The organism is Shinella sp. M31 (assembly GCF_049199205.1).
Lineage (GTDB): Bacteria > Pseudomonadota > Alphaproteobacteria > Rhizobiales > Rhizobiaceae > Shinella.
The window spans coordinates 48,092-65,419 of the sequence record NZ_JBLZPH010000047.1; the positions used below are offsets into that span (position 1 = coordinate 48,092).

Sequence of the window (17,328 nt, forward strand, 5' to 3'; positions counted from 1 at the left end):
CCGGCGGTCATTGTGCGATTGAGGGGCGGCGAGGCGCGCTAGCGCATCCTGCGGATCAACCGAAATCGGCGCGCGTCAGGACGTAGATCGGCCTGCGAGCGCCGGAATAGGCGCGCCGCGCCGCGTTGTAGACAGAGACACGAGCATCGTCGAAAGCCTTGAGATAACCGGCTTCCGACGTCACTCCCGGAAACAGGTCCGACCCCGCAAAGAACGATATCTCAAACATGCCGTCATGACCAACGAAGCGGATTCGTTTGCCGGCCTCATCATAGCTTCGGCTTTGGTTTGGAAAACTGAGACTCATGGGAAATCCTTGCGATACATGAATGACGCCTCTCTTCAATATAAAGATTTCGACGCCGACCTGCGAGAAACCTCGCCAGATTCAAAAAGAAAAAAATAGGATATTTCCGTATAACGACTCAATTTTCCATAAAAACTTTGCCGATAACGGAGATTTAAATCTGAACTGATCATAGCATGAAAATGAGAATTCTGATTTTTATTTTGAGATAAACAAAGCGATCAGAACTTTATCCAAGTTTCCCTCCCGCTTGAAACACTGGGTGAAACCAAAATCCCTCCGTATTTTCATTGGCTTAGCAAAACAACCTATCGCTGGACCGCCACAGCATCATCGGATGCCTCCAAACGAACGCAATTGATTTCTTGCCAATACAGCGGAGGCGGTTCATTGTAATTGCTCCAGCAGCCATCTTACGGGCGCTGCTGTTTGAGGGTTGATTACCCTGGCCCCAAAGCAAGGAGGACATCATGTCTTCCATCTTCCGCCACCAGAACAAGCCTCGTTTCGCAGACCTGATCGGATACGCACTATCCGCGGCGAGTCTCGCGATGATCCTCTACATCCTGATTGAAGGATGGGTATGGTGATCCAAGTCTTCAAAGGCGCCTTGACGGATAGAAACCGTCAGCAAACCGCTCTGCGACAAATCCTCAAGGACGCAGGCTACGAGACCCGGAACCTTCTCGCCAAGTCTGGCGTGGAGAATGGAGAAGTCCGTCATCTCGTGCGCCTGATAAAGGCGGCGATGATCAGCACCGATAAATATCCTCTTTCTCTGGCCTCCCGACGCAAGAACCGCAACATCGGTCTCGACGTCTGGGAAAATGAGGGCGGCTCGGTGAGCCCAAATCGCCCGGGATAGGCATGCAAGCCTGCGGGCCCCCGCGCGAGGACAGGCAGAGCGCATTCGCCAAGTCTGGCGCAAATTGGAAAGCAACGGAAATGACTGAAAGAACCACAGAAACCGAAATCACCTTCATGCATCCGTTTAACCTCAATTCCCTGGTCGGGCCGCTGGAAGCCGGCACCTACCGTCTCGTTGTGGACGAGGAACTGATCGAAGGTCTGAGCTTCACGTCATACCGGCGAGTGGGTACCCATCTCGAGATTCCCGCAATCGCGGTGAAGATTGCCAAGCGGCAGTTTTTGCAGGTGTCGGCGGTGGAAATTGATGAGGCATTGGCGCGCGATGTGAAACTCCCGAAGGCCAGCGCGCCAGCCACCCGATAAGACAGGGCCGCTTGATGTTGGTGCGCCACCCCTCGCGTTCCAGCAGTACATGCGCGTGTTGATAGCCATAGCGATACGGGTCTCACAGATCTCCCGACTACGACGTTCCAGTCCGGCCTGATCGATCGAAGTTCAACGCTCCCCAGGCACGCCGGATCAAGATCATCCAATCCCGGCACAAGCCCTTTGCCACCTCACGCTTGCGAGCAGGCCTCAGCGGTTTCGGCGGATGACATCCTGGAACATCCCGCGGTCCAGCGTCAGGTCCGCCGCGATCTTCTTCAGTCGCGCATTCTCGTCCTCAAGCTGCTTCAGCTTCTTCATCGCCGGCGGCAACATACCGGCGTATTTTTCTTCAAGTTGAATACAGGTCGCTTGGCTGATCCCTATCTTCCGGCAGATCTCAGCAACCGCCAAGCTGCGTGTATGGGCATCAAGCGCGGCTGGCCAGCAGCGAGACGGGGCTTCGTCTCCGCTCCACCCTCCGCAAGCTGATAGCCCGACCGCTACAGAGTATCCCGAAGCATTCTTATGTCTGCAACATTCATATGGTCTTCGGCTTGGCCTGCCGGTCGAGTATAACGCGGATGCGGCGGTAATTTATTCGTTCCTTGCTCGTATGATCGCAAACCAATCTCCGGCATCTGCTGCGTTCCTCCGCGCTGGAACCACCAGCTGTCGGTGTCCGACGTCCCGATCCGACAGTACCATCGTTCCGGTCGATGGGTCATACCATTCGATGGCTCCGGCCGAGGCGGTGAGACCGGACAGATCGAGCTCGAACAAAGCCACGCCGTCGGTATAGACGGCGACAAAGGTCCCGTCCGCTGCAACGGCCGCTATGGCAAAAGCAGATGGTGTGCCCTCGATATGGCGCACGAGCTGCCCGTCATCGGGCTTCAACTTCCACCAGTCGAAACGTGCGAACAGGCTCGCCAGATGGCTGATGCTCTCAGCCCCCCGGCTGGAAAGCGCCTCACGCCACCCCGCGGGCGTGTCGTAGAGCGCGGGGCCGCCGAAATGCCAGACGGGATTGTTGCCGAAGACCTGGCCGCTCGCGCCCGACAGGAGGGCGCCATAGGCGATCTTGCGGATCTCGGCCGCCTCCACCCCGTGCTCGCCTTCGTAGCGCGCTTCGATCAGGAAGAAGGGCCGATGCGGGCCGGCGCGATAGCGCGCCTGCACGGCGGCGGCGACATCCTCATAGGTATAGACCGTATCGAGCGCCAGCCATCCGGCATCGGGCCAATAGGCGGCAGTCGCCGTGTCGCGGTTGCCGTGCACGGTCTGCATCGCGCCGGGAGCACCCTCCGCGATGCCTTCCGCCAGCGCCTCGACCAGCGCGCGGTCCGGCGGATCGTAATCGCCGCCTTGCACCCAGACGATATTGGGATAGCGGGCATAGCGTTTGCCGACATAGCGCCCGTAGGCGCGCAACGCATCGGGACCGGCGGCCGCCATCTCGGCATACCAGCCCTGCGACCCGCCGTTCGCGCCGGCATAGGCGGGCGCCAGCAGGACCAGCATGCCTGCCCGAAATGCGGCGTCGAGCACATGTTCGGCATCGGCGAAATAGCGATCGTTCGGCCGCGTAAAATCGCCGGGCACCAGGAACGGGGGGATATCCGCGGCATTGTTCGGCGCGTTGCGGGCAAATTCATGCTCGATCAGCGAGACCAGTATGGTGTTGAAACCGCGCGCCTTGCGATCGGCGATGTAGAGATCCGCATCTTCCGCCGGCAGGTCCGAGATCAGCGACCAGGCCGCATCGCCGGTGATCAGGAAGGGTTTTCCCGCCGCGTCCTCCAGATAGGTGCCTGCGGCGGCGATGCGCAGCGGAAAGCGTACCTCGGCGCCGGCGGGCGCGGCGTGGCCGGCCACCAGGGCAAGCAGCACGAGGCACATCCGCGCGGAAAAGGCAATGGTTCTCATCGTGTCCGCTCCTTTGGCCGGCACCGCGGTTCAAAGCCGCTCCCGAACGCCCCGCAGCCAATTCTTCAGGGGCCGTGGCAGGAAGGTGCGCAGGCCGGCCCGCAGGCCGCGCGGCATCGACCAGCCGTCCAACGCAAGAGGGGCTGCGAGCGGCGGCGGGTTTACCGCGATATCGCGCAGTACCGCCGCATATTGCGCCGCCATGCGCTCCACCGTGAAGGCACCCGCGACCTTGCGGCGCGCGCCGAGCGAAAGGCCGTGAAGCTGCGCGCGATCCTTGTCCAGCGCACGGACGAAAGCGGCGGCCCTTGCCGTGTCGCCGACCGGAAAGAGTAGTCCGTCGCTTCCATTCTCCACGATCATATCCGTGACGCCGCGAAGCGCCGAGGCGACAGGCACGCATCCGGCGGCCATGGCCTCCACCAGCGCCATCGGCAGGCCCTCGTAGCGGGACGGCATGAGGAAGATGTCGTGGGCGGCCAGCAGCGCCGGCACGGCATCCGCCGCGACGGCCCCGGCATAGACGACGCGCGGCGACACCCCCGGCACGGCGGCCTTCAGCCGCTTGATATCCGGACCGTCGCCGGCGATCGTCAATGTCGACGACGCAGGCAGCCGCTTCAGGATATCGGGCAGCCACAGGACCCCTTTCGAGGCGTCCTCGATCCGCCCGAGGAACAGGAGGCGAAGCCCTTGCCCGACCGGCCGCGGCGGCCGGTCGGTTGCGGGAAAGGCCTCCAGGGAAACGGCGTTAGCAATGACGAAGGTGCGCCCGACGGGGAAATAATGGCGTTTCACGAGGTCGTCGCGGCAACGCTCCGAGACGCAGACCGTGGCATGCACGTATGGTCGGATCGCCTCCGCCGCCGCATAGGTCCCCGGCGTGATGTTGTGCACGACCATCAGGCGCGTGAGATCGGCGGGAAGATAGCGCACGATATTGGTCTGCACCCGGTCGCTGAGCACGTTGACGACGACGCCGTCGAACCCACCGGCCAGGATTGCCCGCTCCATAAGGCGGGCGTTGCCCTTGCCATCGTCCGAAGCGGTTGCCTCGACGAGCGTGCCGAACGCGGCTTCCCGCTCCATTCCGGCGGGAAGGCCTTGCCCGGCGGGCGTCAGGCCGAGCCAACAAAGCTCGATGCCATCAGGCGCCAGGCCGGCGCGCAGGTGCCGGAACACGGTATAGGTGCCGCCGAGATGCGGCAGGACGAAATAGGCGATCTTCATGGGCGGCCCTCTGCCTCCCTTGTCCAACCGGATGGGCGGTCGCGGAAGTTGGGCCTTGGAAGACGCAAGCGGCCCTTCGCAGGAGGCGGCCGGCTCCCTACCGCTTTCGGCGGAAGCCCGGTCGCCGAATATCCGCGTTTTCCGCACCGCGTCACGGCGCGATAGTGCGGCCGCTTTGGCAATCCCTTCAGATCCCAATCGACAGCGGTGGACATTCCATGAAGATCGCCTTGCTCGGGCAGTTCGGGTCCGGAAACTCGGGAAATGACGGCTCGCTGGAAGCGATGCTCGTCTTCCTGCGCCGTGCGTGCCCCGATGCGGCCCTGTTGTGCATCTGCTCCAATCCCGTGGCGATCGGCGAGCGCTTCGCGCTTGAGGTGACCGGCCTTCGCGGCGCGGCCTTCGTCCACCCGTTGCTGCGCTGGTTCGATGGGAGGCTCGGACGGATCCACGGGCGGCTCACCGGCCTGGTCTCGATCCTGCGGGTGCTCGGCGGCGTGGACGTGATGGTCATCCCCGGGACGGGCATCCTCGACGATTTCCAGGAAACGCCGTTCGGCTGGCCGTTCATCATCTATTGGTGGTGCCTTGCCGCGCGGCTGCGCGGCGCCCGCATCGCCTTCGTCAGCATCGGCGCCGGCCCGATCCGCGGCGCGCTCAGCCGATGGTTCCTCACATCCGCGGCGCGAATGGCCAGCTATCGCTCCTATCGTGACGACTTCTCGCTCCGTTACGTCCAGGGCCTGGGCATCGATACCGCTTCGGACCACCGCTTCCCCGACCTCGCCTTCGGATTGCGCGAGCCCGTCCGCTCCGACGACAAGCAGCGGCGGCAAAAACCCGCGACGATCGGCATCGGCGTCATGCGCTATCGGGGCTGGGAGCGCGACCATGCGAATGGCGACGCCATCTACCGCACCTATGTGGACAAGATCACGGCGATCGCGCGCCGGCTGCTCGACGACGGGCATGACGTGCGCCTCTTTATGGGCGACACATCCGACGAGCAGGCTCTTGACGATATCCTTGCCGCACTCCCGGAAAACGGGGCCTACGGCCACCTTTCGGCTGCCCGCACCGTCTCGCTGCATGCGGTCATGGATGAGATCCTGAAGGTCGATATCGCCATCGTCTCACGCTTTCACAACCTGCTCTGCACCCTCAAGCTCGACCGGCCGGCGCTGTCGCTCGGCTATGCGGAAAAAAACGACGAGCTGATGACCGAATTCGGCCGGGCCGATTTCTGCCAGCATATCGAGACCTTCGATGTCGGTGAGGTCCTGCGGCAGGTGGACAGTGTGCTCACCGACCTCGCCGCAGCCGAAAACGCAATTGCCCGGCGCAACGCGGCGATCCGCTCGGAGCTTGTCCGGCAGCAGGATCTGCTTCTCGCACAGGTGCTGGTCGCTCGCAGCGCGAAAACCCTACCCCTTGCACAGGATGCCCTACGCTGAATGGACAAGTGGCCACCGTCCCCCATGCGCCTATCCTCGTTGCAACCGGCGGAGTGAAGCCCATGCCCCAGAAACCAGAAGCCCCCAGCCCTTTCCGGAAAGCGTGAGCAGCATGGTCCGACGCGCTTATGTTATGGCATCGCTGGAGCAGTATTTCGCGCTGCTCATCAATTTCACGGTGCTGGTGATCATGGCCCACATCCTGACGCCGGGCGAAATCGGCGAGGCGGTGACGGGTCTCGCGATCGCCGTGGTCGCCTTTTCCGCCCGCGAATTCGTCACGCCGGAATTTCTCATCCAGCGCAGCACCGTCGATGCCGAGGCGCTGCGCACCGCGCTGACGCTTCAGGTCGCCGTAAGCGTGGTGATCGCGGCGTCCCTCGTCGCCCTGTCGAGCCTCGTTGCCCGCTTCTATGCCGCGCCGGACCTCTCCTTCTTCCTTTTGCTCGCAGCGGCGGCGGGGCTCGCCGAGGCGTTCGCCCAGCCCGTCATCGCCCTGCTCCGACGCGAGATGGGTTTTGGCGCGCTCGCCTGCATCCGCACGGCGGTTTCGCTGACGACCGCGCTTGTAACGATCGCGCTCGCCATCCTCGGCTTCGGTCCCGTCAGCTTCGCATGGGGCATGCTTGCGGGGTCGCTCACGCTCACGATGCTGGCCGTTGCCTGTTCGCCGTTTCCCGCAGCGGCGATTTTCCGCCCCGGCCTTGCGCGCTGGCGCGAGGTGCTGGCCTTCGGCCTGTTCAAGGGGGCAGCACTCGTGGTGGAGCGCATCCACGAGACCGTGCCGCAGTTGATCCTCGGCCGGATCGCCTCGATGACCTCGGTCGCGCTCTACAACCGGTCGAATGCCCTGTGCGGCATACCCGACCGCATCATCATGTCGGCCTTCCACAGCATGGCCTTCCCGGCGCTGGCAAGTCGCGTGCGGGAGGGGCACGATATCGAGAAGACCTATCTCGGCGTGCTCGCCTATCTGTCGGTTCTCTACTGGCCGGGTGCGGCGCTGATCTCCCTTCTCGCACCGTCGATCGTGGGCATCGTGCTCGGCCCGCAATGGGCAGAGGCCGTGCCGGTCGTGCGCGTGCTGGCGCTTGCCGCCGTCTTCTGGCTGCCCGTCATCGTGACGGGGCCGCTTCTCCTGGCGCTCGGCCGGAACCGGGACGTGTTCCTGGCAAGCCTGATCTCGCGCTGCCTTGCGGCCGGCATTCTCTGCGCTGCCAGTCTCTACGGTGTGATGGCCATGGCGCTCAGCCAGTTCGTCTCGCTTCCCCTTCAGATGCTGGTCGCGCTTATCTTCGTGCATCGCCACGTTCGCTTTTCCCTGCTTGGCCTCCTCACAGCACTGATGCCGAGCGCCGTCGTCACCGGTTTCTCGCTGGCAGGGCCGGTCGTGCTTATGGCACTGCCCGGGCAGCAGGATGCGGGCCTGCCCGGCTTTTGCGCCGCGATCCTCCTTGCCGGCATCGGCTGGCTGATCGGGCTGCTCGCCACGCGCCACCCGTTCCTCGCCGAACTGCACATCCTGCTCGCCGCCGGCCGCGACCATGCCCGCCGCCTGCGCCGGTTTCTCGTCACATCGGGAGCCTGAGCCATGCCGAGCGTCGACGTCGTCATTCCGAACTACAATTACGGCCGTTATCTCGACGCCTGCGTGAAAAGCGTGCTATCGCAGGACATGCACGATGTGCGCGTCCTGATCGTCGACAATGCCTCGACGGACGACAGCGTCGCGGTCGCCGAGCGCCTCGCCTTTTGCGACACGCGGGTGGAGTTGCTGCTGCGGCCGGAAAACCTCGGGCCGCATGCCTCCTTCAATGCGGGGATCGACTGGGCGCGGGCCGATTACTTTCTCCTGCTCTTCGCCGACGATTTCCTGGTGCCGGGCGCGCTGCGCCGGGCGACATCCGTCATGGAACGGGATCGCGGCATCGCCTTTTCCTACGGCCGCGACGTGGCGATCCGGGGCGACGTGCCGATCCCCGACATCGAAGCGCAGCCCGGAGACCCGCCGGTCACGCTGATGACGGGGCGGGCCTTCATCGAGCGTTTCTGCCGCCTCGGCGTCTTCCAGATTCCGGGACCGTCCATCGTCGTGCGCACGAGCGTGCAGAAGCGCGCCGGCCACTATCGGCCGGCACTGCCGCACAGCGACGATTACGAACTCTGGCTGCGGCTTGCCCTGCACGGAACCGTCGCCGAACTGGATTGCATCCAGGCGGGCATCCGTTCGCATGATGCGAACCGGTCGACGGACCTGTGGGCGCACCAGATCCTGCACATTCGCCATACGGCGGATGCGGCCGAAAGCTTCTTCCACCATGAGGGACGATGGCTCGACGGGGCGGAGACGTTGCGCCGCCGCGCCCGGCGCGGCATTGCCGAGCGCGCCTACTGGTCGGCGGTGTCGCATGCGCTGCGGGGAAACAGGCAGGCGTGGAAGCTGCTGATGCTCGCCTTCCGCATGGCGCCGGCGACCGCCGTACTGCCGCCGCTCGGCTATCTGCTGCACCGGCCCGACACGGTACCGCGCATGCGCTCCCTTCTCTCCAAGGTTCTGCGATAGGGCCTCAGCGTTCCGCAACGTCGCCTTCATCAAGGACAAGGCTCACCCGCAGGATGTCGCCGGCGCGCACCGGATCGGTCTGGCCGACCGTGACTTCGCTGTACTTTCCATCGACCAGCCGCACAGCGGAGAAGCGGTAGGCCGCCTGCCGCGTTCCGTCCTTCTTGTCAAAGGCGATGCCGGCCTCGGCCATCGCCTGCAGGCTGTAGGTCATCTTTCGGCGAAGACGCAGGATATCGATGTTCAATTCGCGCAGCTCCGCCGCGACCTCGCCGCGGCGCTGCCCGCGCAGCGACTTGAGACGGCCATCAATCACCGTCAGGTTCTGCCGGGCGCGGGCGAGGAAGGAGCCGAATTCCAGCACGTCGCGGTTGGTCGCCGATATCTCCCGCTGCTTGTCGCGCAGCTGCGTCTTCGGCGTCAAACCGCGCTCCACCATGCTCTGGGCGAGCTTCACGTCCTCGTCCAGCAAGGTGAGCTCGCCGTCGCGCAGCTTGCCGCTCTTCTCCAGCGTGTCGATCTCGTCGAGATAGCCGAGCTTCTGCTGCTCCAGGCTCTTCAGCTCGGCGTCGAGCGTCACGCGGCGAAGCTCGAACAGCGTGCGCTCGGCATCCACGACCTGGCGCACGATGCGCGGGTCCGGAGTGCCGATCTCCTCGCTCGGCAGATAGGTGAAGGGCTGGCCGTTCAGCTCCGCCTCGAGGCGAACCCGTTTCACGTCCTGCCCGAGAAGCTGCACGCCGAGATCGGCATAGTCCTGGCGCAGTCCGGCAAGCCGCATGCCGGCATTGTCGCCCTGCGCCAACACCTCTTTCTGCCCGCCGCCCAGCGCGAAAAGCTCGAGCGCGATCATGCCGGGACGGAACTCGTAGCGCCCGGGCTTCTGGACTTCGCCCACGACGAAGACCGGCGCATAGGCTTCCACGACGACCGCGACCGACAGGTTGGCGATATGCTCCTTCAGCCCGGCATCGATGGCTTGTCGAACCTCGTCGACGCCCTTGCCTGTTACGGCGACGTTTCCGAGCAGCGGATAGCCGATCGTACCGTCCGTGCCGATGGGAAAGGACCCGCTCAATCCCGGATCGCCATAGACCGTGACGCGCAACACGTCGCCGCTGGCCACCGTGTAGCCCTGGTTCTGGGCGCTTGCCGGCGCAACCGAAGCCGCCAGGAGCAGGAGGCAGGCAAAAACGGCTGGGCGTAGAATACGCCGCTGGGCCTGATGATTGGCTTGGATGCGTGCCATGGTGCTTTTACCTTACATCCCGACGATAGAGGGCCTGTCGACAGGCGTTTCCATACGTTTCCTGACCTCGGACGCCGGGCCGGGATAGTCGGCGATGAAGGGACGACGTTCCGGCATTCCAAGATCGTGCGGGACGACGGCACGGCTTTCGCCCGGATGGGGACGGCGCTGGAAGCTGGCGCGCAATTCGAGAAGCAGCGCCGCAACCGCACCGGCCGCGAGGCCGAACACCAGCCCGCCTATGAGCCAGGCGGAGGCGCTTGGGCTGGATGGCGATCCGGACGGCACCGCGCGCGAGATGATGCGCGCCTCCGCCATCGCGATGCCGTCCTGCTCGATCGTCTGCTTGTAGCGCGTGAGATAGCTCTCGTAGATCGCCCGGTTTGCACTGGCCTCGCGGTCGAGCTGGTCGGCCTGCACGATCGCCTCGTTGGCGTTCGACATCTCCGCCTGCAACTGTTTCAAGCTCGCCTCGAGACCGGTCTTCTGGCGTCGCGTGATCTCGATTTCCGTACGCAGGCTATCGACGATCTGTTCTACCTCCGCGCCGATCTGCGCCTGGATCGTCTCCAGTTGCGAGGTCAGTTCCGGAATTTGCGGGTTCTTGACCGCGCCGCTTTCGCTGATCGCGGCAAGCTGGCGCTTGAGACGGGCTTCCTCGGTACGCAACTGCTGGATCGCCACTGAATTCAGGACCTCCGGAAGGGCAAGGCCGGTTTTTCCATCCGACATGTCGACGGCCGTCGCGAGACGCGCGACCGATCCCGCAAGCTGGGCCCTCAGCCGTGCCAGCTCGGTGTTCAGGCCGGCGATCTGCTGGGACAGCAGGGTCGTGCCGTTCGACTTGGCGATACCGGAGTTCTCGCGGAACAAAGTCGCCGCATGTTCCGAGCGCTCCAGTTCGCTGCGCAGGCTGACGAGGCGCGTTCCGAGCCAGTCGCTGACCCGCCGCGTCGCCGTCGTCTGCACATCGACCTGATAGTTGATGTAGGCCTCGGCATAGGCATTGGCGACTGCGGCCGTGAATTCGGGCTCCATGCCGCTGAAGGCGACATAGATCGTGTAGGAACGGCCGTCATTGGTGACGCGGACGCCGGAGATGAGGTTGTCGAGCAGGACGCGGCGATCGATGCCGGCGCGGTTCATACGGTCGGACAGCGCCGCCTGGCCGGCCCCGTTTTCCGCCGTCAGGCCGAAGCCCTTGGCGGCATCGATACCCTCCGCCTGCAGATCGGCCAGAACCCTCTCGGCCATGGATCGGGAGCTGATGATATCGACCTCGGTGCGCAGCACCGGGCTTTCCTGCGGCAGCGGCGAAACGACGGATTCCGTCGGCAAGGCCTGGAACTTGCGCATGTCCAGCGCCAGCACCGCCTCCGCATTGTAGCGCGACGGCTGGTCGAGATAGCCGACCGCCGCGATCGCCACGCCCGCGACGAGACAGGCGAGGATGGGCCACCGGCGTTCGACAATGACGGTAAGGACCCGGGGAAGGACGAACTCCTCCGGGGCGGCCGGTTTCTCTGACCAGATCATGGCTGAATTCCTGTTATGGGAGCCGGGTCACGCCCGGCTGTTCTGATAGGTCTCGTCGGACATGATCTCGCCGACCTTGCAGGCGACCTCCGTGCGGTTGGTCGCGCCGAGCTTCTTCATGATGTTGCGGATGTGAACCTTCACCGTGCTTTCACAGAGGTTGAGTTCGCGGGCGATGATCTTGTTCGCCTTGCCCCGGCGCAGCGCCTCGGCGACGGCAGCCTGGCGCACCGTGAAGGCGGATCGGCCGCAGACCTTTTGCGGATAGCTGCCGAGAAGGCCGCGCATCGCAAGCACGCTGCTGGCCGGAACGAACTGTCCGCCGGCGATGGCGAGCCCGATGGCCTCGATGCAGATGTCGATATCGACGGAACTCGGAATGAAGCCGTGGACGCCGAGGTCGATGACCTCGAGCACATGGTCGAGCGTCTGGTTGTCCGAGAGCACCACGACCGGCACCGGCTCCAGCGTCGTCAGGAGTTGCGTGATCTCGTCCCTGAGGTCCGGGTCGGAGACATTCCTGCTGCCGATGTTGACGAGGCTGGCGCGAAGGGTGCCGAGGCTTGCCTTGCTCTGCTGCCAGGCGGCGAGCCCTGAAAAGGTGAAGACGCTGATGCCGATCCGATGCGAATGCAGGCTGTTGGCGAGACATTCCCGGTCGAGGTTCCGCTTGTCGAAGATCGCGACATAGTCGCTTGCGGCATAGTCGCTTGCGGCATATTGCTGAGGCTGCTGCCGGTCGATGTACTCCCTGGACTCGACGCGCGGGTCGCTGCCGATCGAATTCCTTGTCCGGAAAATATCGATCGACTCCTCGTCGAAATCCGCTTCATCGTCTCTCGCCATGGTACCCCTCACTAATTTCCTGGTCAGAATTACGAGTCTGGGTCTGCGTCGATCCGTGCTGTCTGCCCTATGCGAGGGCCATCTTGCGCACCGTGAAAGCCTCCGCGAAAAGCGAAGGCGATCGGCACTCCATGCCGCGCATGCGGGCCAATCCCCGGAAGACATCCGCGTGGAACCAGTCCTTGGACCGTTGCGTCGCAAAATGCTCCATGAGCAGATCGATCTTGCGATCGATGACACCCGGGGGCAGAGGCACGTAGGCATTGCGCTCCGTGATGTCTCCATCCCATTTCGGGATTTCATATTCTAGGACGAAGTGGTCCCGGAATATATTCGTCGTCAGCTTATTTAGCTCTCGATGATCCTGATGGGCATCGCGGCGGCTGTGGGTGAAGATGATGTCCGGCTCGACCCTATCACGCAATGCCAGCATGAACGTCTTTATCTCGCGGCTCTGGCTCGGGAAGTAGCTGTCCTCGAACCCGCAGACCTCGACCGTGGTGGACACGGCACCGGCGAGGAAGGCGGCGGCAGCCCGGCGCGTCTCGGCAGCCCGCTCCGGCGTCGCGCTCATGACGCACCAATGGACCTCCAGTTCCACGCCGGCCGCGATCAGGCCAAGGATCGTGCCGCCCGCGCCGATCTCGATATCGTCGGCATGCGCGCCGAGGCAGAGGACCCGCAACCGATGCCCGGTGGAAGCAAGGGGCAGCGTTTTCATGGCCGGCCGACCCTGCGCAGCCTGGATATGCGCTCTCCCTCCGTCTGGCGGACCCACGGCATCTCGCCGCGCTCGACCATTTCCTCCAGCACCTGCCAGTCGCGCAACGTGTCCATGGAGCGCCAGAAGCCTTCGTGCTTGTAGGCCATCAGCATGTCGTCCTTGATCAGCCGCTCGAAGGGTTCGAGAACCAGCTCCTCGCCCTCGCGCATGTAGTCGAAGATCTCGTTGCGCATCAGGAAATAGCCGCCGTTGATCCAGATCTCCGACGTGTCCGACGAGCGGAATTCACGCACCCGGCCCGCATCGTCGATATCGGCGAGATGGTAGGTGAGCGGCGGCCGCACCGCGAGGAAGCACGCGAGCTTGCCGCTCGCCTCGAAGCGGGCGACCATGTCGTCGAGGTCGACGTCGGTCAGGCCGTCACTGTAATTGGCGAGGAAGATGCGCTCTCCCCTCACATGTTCACGCACGGCCCACAGCCGTTCGCCGATATTGCGCCAGATGCCGGTATCGATCAGCGCGATGCGCCAATGCTCCTGCGCCTCGCCGAGCAGTTCGACCCGCCCCTCGCCCGACACGATGCAATCCGAGAATGTCTGCGGCCGGCAGTTCAGGAAGAAGTCCTTGATGACATTGGCCTTGTAGCCCAGGCAGAGCGTGAAGTCGTCGTGGCCGTAGGAGGCGTAGTACTGCATGACATGCCGCAGGATCGGCTGCGCGCCGAGCGGGATCATGGGCTTGGGCACGGCTTCCGAATATTCGCGGATGCGCGTTCCCCGCCCACCGCAGAAGAGCACGACCTTCATGACAGATCCTCCAGCGGATCGAGGATGGCGACCTCGGGAATGGGAACGACGAACTTGGCACCCCATTCGCCGACATGGCGCATCTGGGCAACGATCTCGGCCTTGAGGTTCCAGGGCAGGATCAGGATGTAATCCGGCCGGTGGCGATCGATCGCCTCGACGGGCAGAATCGGGATGTGCATGCCCGGCGTGAACCGGCCGTGCTTGTAGGGATTGCGGTCCACGGTGAAATCGAGGAAATCCGTGCCGATCCCGCAATAGTTCAAAAGCGTGTTGCCCTTGCCGGGCGCGCCGTAGCCGCAGATGCTCGCCCCCCGCTCCTTCACGCTGATGAGGAAATAGAGGAGGTTGCGCTTGGCCTGGCGCGCGCGCGCGGCAAACGACGTATAGGCCTCCACGCCGTGCAGACCGGACCGGCGTTCCCGCTCCAGCAGAGCCGCGACATCAGGACTAATCACGCCCGAGCGTCCGGCATGGCCGAGATAGACGCGTAGCGACCCTCCATGGGTGGGCAGTTCCTCGACGTCGAAGATTTCCAGGCCGTGCAGCCGGGCGGCGACCTGCACCGTGAACAGGGAAAAATACGAGAAGTGCTCGTGGTAGATCGTATCGAACTGGTTTTGCGCGATCAGCGTCGCGACATGGGGAAACTCCAGCGTCACGACACCCTCGGGCTTGAGGATGCGCTTGATGCCGCCCACGAAATCGTTGAGGTCGGGCACCTGCGCCAGCACGTTGTTGGCGACGATCAGGTCGGCCTTCTGGCCGGCTGCCGCCATGTCGCTGGCCAAACGCTTGCCGAAGAAGGCGGTCTTTGTCGGTATGTTGCGGGCGATCGCTACCTCGGCGACATTGATCGCCGGCTCGATACCGAGCACCGGAATGTCCCGCGCCACGAAGTGCTGCAGGAGATAGCCGTCATTGCTGGCGATCTCGACGACGAAGCTGCGCGCATTGAGCGCAAAGCGATCGATCATGCGGTCGCAGTAGCGCTCCGCATGCGCCACCCAACTCGTGGAGTAAGAGGAGAAGTAGGCATACTCCTCGAAAATGCTCTCCCGGCTGACATATTCCTCCAGCTGCACCAGCATGCACTCTTCGCACACGCGCACATGCAATGGATAATATGCCTCCATCAGGCCGAGTTCGCTTTCCTGGCGGAAGCTTTCGCACGGCGGCGACATGCCGAGATCGACGACGGTATGCTTCAAGGTTCTGCCGCACAGCCGGCAGGCCGGCCTGAGCGAGAGACTGTGAGATTGTGCAAGCGAATGGCTGGCCTGAAAACTCATGGCAACGCCTCCAAGGAGATACCCGGTCCAAACCGAAGGAGGAGGCGATGGAAGATAGCCTATCCGTAAAGGGACCGTTTCTCGACGTGGGTGCCAGATTAGGCGCGGAATACGAAGCCTGCCATACTACCTTGCGAACACCGAACCTGTCCGAAAGGCGTAGCTCTATGAAACGCGCGTAAGCGAACGTTCACCATCCTACCGCCCCGGTCTTTGCAATACGCCGGAAACCGCACTTGGCAGACGGGTTGCATCCGTCAGGATCGGGGCAAGGCAGGAAAGGGCAAACCGATGCTGTTCAACAGGACCGATCTCGACGGCGTGTGGCTGATCGAAGCGTCGCCGATAACAGACGAGCGGGGCTCCTTCGCCAGGACCTTCTGCATTGACGAGATGGAGGCGCTGGCCCTCGAGCATCGTTTCGTCCAGCACAGCCTTTCCCGCTCGGTCGAGAAGCACACGCTTCGCGGCCTGCATTTCCAGCGCGCGCCGCACCAGGAGGTGAAGCTGGTGTCCTGCCTGAAGGGGGCGATCTGGGACGTGGCGGTCGATCTGCGCCCGCAGTCGCGCAGCTATTGCCGCTGGACGGCGGCGGAACTCAGCGCCGACAACATGCGCCAGCTCTATATTCCGGAAGGCTTCGCCCACGGTTTCCTGTCGCTGACGGAGGATGCCGTCGTCGGCTACCTCATATCCGCGCGCTACCATCCGGCGTCCGCTGCCGGTGCGCGATACGACGATCCCGCCCTTGCGATAGACTGGCCGGCAAAACCGGCCGTGATGTCGGAAAAGGATGGGAATTGGCCGCTGCTTGCGGAATCCGATCATTACGCCTGAGCGTCGCCGAGCAGCCCGCAACCCTCAAGCCGCGTCGCGGCGGCGGCGATAGCCGAGAACGGCAGGCCGGAGCGGCGGGCGATATCGAGCAGGGAATGGCTGCCGTCGGCAAGGTTCAGCACCCAGAGATAGGCCATGGTGATATCCGACGTCGTCTTGTGGCCGCCGGTCGCCGAGTAGAGCCCCCGCCGCCCGAGCTGCGGCTCCCCCTTCGGCGAGAGATTCAGGGGCACCCGATCGGTTTCGATTACATCGACGATGTCCATGATCATGCGAAAGGAGGAGGCAAGATGCTCCGGCCGCACGAAATCGAGATTATCCGCAGAGGTATGGTATTCGGTAAAGGTGCCGAAGGCGCTGCGCTGGAGCAGGCCGACCGGCAGGTCGAAGCCCGGCGAGCAGAATTGCCGCTCGTCATAGCCGAAGGGGCTGAAATCGAGCATCGTCACCTTGCGGCCGTCACACCGGACGGCCTCCATGGCTCGGTCGATCGTCGCGTCACCGCGGCGGCTGCGCTTGTAGACCGGTCCGCCGCCGTCGCCGACACAGGAGACGACGAGGCCGTGGTCGATGCTCGAAAGCCGCTCTTCGTTGCCGGCAAGCCAGCAGAGCGCGCCGATCGTGCCCGGCGCGAAGAGGAAACGGTAGCCGAACCGGTTGCGGCGCCGGCCAAGCGCCCTGGCGACGAGCGCGAGCACCGCAAGACCGGAACAATTGTCGTTGGCGAGTGACGGGTGGCAGATATGGGCGGTCAGCAGCACCTCGCGCTCGGTTTCGCCCGGCAGGAAGACCTCGCCATAGCTGAGCGCGCCGTCGGCGAGCGTCGTGTCGATGAAGACGTCGTAGTCCCCCTCTTCCAGTGCCAGATAATCGTGGTGCGCCATGCAGAATCCCCAGCTCCGGCTGTAGTAACTGGTCCGGTAGGGAATGAGGTCCGGCTGGTCCGGCAGCGTATGGATATGGCTGCGAAGCTCGGAAAGCGGCATGCGGCGCGCCACCGGCTCGCTGTAGCCGACGAGATGCAGGTTGGATGCGGCGAGATCGACCACAACCTTACCATTCGCCGCACGGACATAGGCATCGCGCACCGTCCACTCCTGCGGCACCGTCCAGTCGAAGATCTCCGTGCCCGTGGGCACCTCGCGGACCGCGAGGTCGATAGCATCCGACAGGATCGCGAGCGTGCGGCGCACGCCTTCGCCCGTGATGCTGCGGCCGATCGGAAAGAGCCGGGAGACGAGCGCGTGGAGTTCGTCGCCGATGTCGGCCGCGCCGCCCACCGATGGATAAATCCGGGCCGCCTCGTTCATCACCACCCC

General features: G+C 63.8%; 16 protein-coding genes and 1 pseudogene. 6 read left to right on the forward strand and 11 right to left on the reverse strand.

Annotated features, from left to right (window positions below):
* Positions 1 to 55 precede the first annotated feature (55 nt).
* Positions 56 to 307, reverse strand: coding sequence for a DUF1488 family protein (locus ACOZKU_RS07150; RefSeq protein ID WP_421578271.1), 252 nt, complete (start codon positions 305 to 307; stop codon positions 56 to 58).
* A gap of 583 nt (positions 308 to 890) precedes the next feature.
* Between ACOZKU_RS07150 and ACOZKU_RS07155 the strand changes: the two genes are divergently transcribed.
* Positions 891 to 1,172, forward strand: coding sequence for a hypothetical protein (locus tag ACOZKU_RS07155; protein WP_421578272.1), 282 nt, complete (start codon positions 891 to 893; stop codon positions 1,170 to 1,172).
* 80 nt (positions 1,173 to 1,252) lie between these two features.
* Positions 1,253 to 1,540 (forward strand): hypothetical protein, encoded by a 288-nt coding sequence (locus tag ACOZKU_RS07160; protein ID WP_421578273.1) that lies wholly within the window; start codon positions 1,253 to 1,255, stop codon positions 1,538 to 1,540.
* Between the two features lie 7 nt (positions 1,541 to 1,547).
* Here ACOZKU_RS07160 and ACOZKU_RS07165 read toward each other — a convergent pair.
* The 3 genes and pseudogenes from ACOZKU_RS07165 to ACOZKU_RS07175 form a co-directional block, all read right to left on the reverse strand.
* Positions 1,548 to 1,951, reverse strand: a pseudogene (locus ACOZKU_RS07165) (transposase); the annotation flags it as partial.
* A 189-nt stretch (positions 1,952 to 2,140) separates the two neighbouring features.
* The gene (locus tag ACOZKU_RS07170; protein WP_421578274.1) at positions 2,141 to 3,472 is read right to left on the reverse strand and encodes a DUF4038 domain-containing protein; all 1,332 of its coding nucleotides are present in this window, start codon (positions 3,470 to 3,472) and stop codon (positions 2,141 to 2,143) included.
* A gap of 30 nt (positions 3,473 to 3,502) precedes the next feature.
* On the reverse strand, positions 3,503 to 4,702 hold the full coding sequence (locus tag ACOZKU_RS07175; RefSeq protein WP_421578275.1) for a glycosyltransferase family 4 protein: 1,200 nt from the start codon (positions 4,700 to 4,702) through the stop codon (positions 3,503 to 3,505).
* 218 nt (positions 4,703 to 4,920) lie between these two features.
* Between ACOZKU_RS07175 and ACOZKU_RS07180 the strand changes: the two genes are divergently transcribed.
* From ACOZKU_RS07180 to ACOZKU_RS07190, 3 genes are all read left to right on the forward strand, one after another.
* Positions 4,921 to 6,156, forward strand: coding sequence for a polysaccharide pyruvyl transferase family protein (locus ACOZKU_RS07180; RefSeq protein WP_421578276.1), 1,236 nt, complete (start codon positions 4,921 to 4,923; stop codon positions 6,154 to 6,156).
* 112 nt (positions 6,157 to 6,268) lie between these two features.
* On the forward strand, positions 6,269 to 7,744 hold the full coding sequence (locus ACOZKU_RS07185) for an oligosaccharide flippase family protein (protein WP_421578277.1): 1,476 nt from the start codon (positions 6,269 to 6,271) through the stop codon (positions 7,742 to 7,744).
* A 3-nt stretch (positions 7,745 to 7,747) separates the two neighbouring features.
* Positions 7,748 to 8,719, forward strand: coding sequence for a glycosyltransferase family 2 protein (locus ACOZKU_RS07190; protein WP_421578278.1), 972 nt, complete (start codon positions 7,748 to 7,750; stop codon positions 8,717 to 8,719).
* Positions 8,720 to 8,723: 4 nt separating this feature from the next.
* On the opposite strand, the gene ACOZKU_RS07195 is transcribed toward ACOZKU_RS07190, so the two are convergent.
* The 6 genes from ACOZKU_RS07195 to ACOZKU_RS07220 form a co-directional block, all read right to left on the reverse strand.
* Entirely contained in the window at positions 8,724 to 9,968 is a 1,245-nt protein-coding gene (locus ACOZKU_RS07195) for a polysaccharide biosynthesis/export family protein (RefSeq protein ID WP_421578279.1), read from the reverse strand.
* A gap of 12 nt (positions 9,969 to 9,980) precedes the next feature.
* A complete protein-coding gene (locus ACOZKU_RS07200; RefSeq protein WP_421578280.1) occupies positions 9,981 to 11,504 on the reverse strand; it encodes a GumC family protein in 1,524 nt (507 codons plus the stop codon).
* Positions 11,505 to 11,531: 27 nt separating this feature from the next.
* Positions 11,532 to 12,350 (reverse strand): LuxR C-terminal-related transcriptional regulator, encoded by an 819-nt coding sequence (locus ACOZKU_RS07205; RefSeq protein ID WP_421578281.1) that lies wholly within the window; start codon positions 12,348 to 12,350, stop codon positions 11,532 to 11,534.
* 67 nt (positions 12,351 to 12,417) lie between these two features.
* Entirely contained in the window at positions 12,418 to 13,071 is a 654-nt protein-coding gene (locus ACOZKU_RS07210; RefSeq protein WP_421578282.1) for a PIG-L deacetylase family protein, read from the reverse strand.
* Positions 13,068 to 13,880: a glucose-1-phosphate cytidylyltransferase gene (locus tag ACOZKU_RS07215; RefSeq protein WP_421578283.1), complete on the reverse strand. Its 813-nt coding sequence runs from the start codon at positions 13,878 to 13,880 to the stop codon at positions 13,068 to 13,070. Before ACOZKU_RS07215 ends, ACOZKU_RS07210 begins: the two co-directional genes overlap by 4 nt.
* Positions 13,877 to 15,172 (reverse strand): methyltransferase domain-containing protein, encoded by a 1,296-nt coding sequence (locus ACOZKU_RS07220; RefSeq protein ID WP_421578284.1) that lies wholly within the window; start codon positions 15,170 to 15,172, stop codon positions 13,877 to 13,879. Before ACOZKU_RS07220 ends, ACOZKU_RS07215 begins: the two co-directional genes overlap by 4 nt.
* 291 nt (positions 15,173 to 15,463) lie before the next feature.
* On the opposite strand from ACOZKU_RS07220, the gene rfbC reads away from it, so the two are divergent.
* A complete protein-coding gene (gene rfbC, locus ACOZKU_RS07225) occupies positions 15,464 to 16,009 on the forward strand; it encodes a dTDP-4-dehydrorhamnose 3,5-epimerase (RefSeq protein ID WP_421578285.1) in 546 nt (181 codons plus the stop codon).
* Here the strand turns inward: rfbC and ACOZKU_RS07230 are convergent.
* The gene (locus ACOZKU_RS07230) at positions 16,000 to 17,319 is read right to left on the reverse strand and encodes a DUF4910 domain-containing protein (RefSeq protein WP_421578286.1); all 1,320 of its coding nucleotides are present in this window, start codon (positions 17,317 to 17,319) and stop codon (positions 16,000 to 16,002) included. The genes rfbC and ACOZKU_RS07230 overlap by 10 nt on opposite strands.
* Positions 17,320 to 17,328 lie beyond the last annotated feature (9 nt).